Origin of the sequence: Kineococcus glutinatus, assembly GCF_039542765.1 — a bacterium.
GTDB lineage: Bacteria > Actinomycetota > Actinomycetes > Actinomycetales > Kineococcaceae > Kineococcus_A > Kineococcus_A glutinatus.
Map to the genome: position 1 here is coordinate 1 of NZ_BAABIL010000937.1, position 918 is coordinate 918.

Here is a 918-nt window from a genome sequence, read left to right on the forward strand (position 1 = left end):
CGTGCGCGGCGTGCTGCCGGCCGTGCAGGCCGCCGCCCGCACCGGGTGCGAGCGGGTCGTCGTGCCGCGGGAGAACGCCGACGAGGCCGCCCTCGTGCCCGGGATCCGGGTGCTGGCCGTGCGCAGGCTGGCAGAGCTGGTGGCCGAGTACCGCGGCGAGGCGCCGCCGCCGCCCACCGACGAGGACGTGGCGCCGGTGCCCGCCGGTGGCGAGGCCCCCGCCGGGCCCGGGCTCGACCTCGCCGAGGTCGCCGGCCAGACCGAGGCGCGGCTGGCCCTGGAGGTGGCCGCCGCCGGTGGGCACCACCTGCTGCTCACCGGTCCGCCCGGAGCGGGCAAGACGATGCTCGCCGCCCGCCTGCCCGGTCTGCTGCCCGACCTGCCCGAGGCCGACGCCCTCGAGGTCACGGCGGTGCACTCGGTCGCCGGCACCCTGCCCGGGCGGGGGGTGCTGCTGCACCGCCCGCCCTTCGAGGACCCGCACCACACCGCCAGCGTCGCCGCCGTGGTCGGCGGTGGCAGCGGGCTGCCGCGTCCGGGGGCCGCCTCCCGGGCGCACCGGGGGGTGCTGTTCCTCGACGAGGCCCCCGAGTTCGACCGCCGCGTCCTGGAGTCGCTGCGCCAGCCCCTGGAGCAGGGGGAGCTCGTGCTGCACCGGGCCCGCGGGACCGCGCGGTTCCCGGCGCGCTTCCAGCTCGTGCTGGCCGCGAACCCCTGCCCCTGCGGCCGCGCCGTCGGCAAGGGGCTGGGGTGCACCTGCACGTCGGTGGCACGCCGCCGCTACGCCTCGCGGCTCTCGGGGCCGCTGCTGGACCGCGTGGACCTGCGCGTGGCGGTGCGGCCGGTGACCCGTGCGCACCTGGGCGGGGACGCCGCCCAGGAGGGCACGGCGCTCGTCGCGGCGCGCGTGGCCGCGGC

The 918-nt window shown here is 80.3% G+C and carries 1 protein-coding gene; it reads left to right on the forward strand.

Annotated features, from left to right (window positions below):
- A partial coding sequence (locus tag ABEB16_RS22695) for a YifB family Mg chelatase-like AAA ATPase (RefSeq protein WP_345714398.1) occupies positions 1-918 on the forward strand: 918 nt, incomplete at both ends.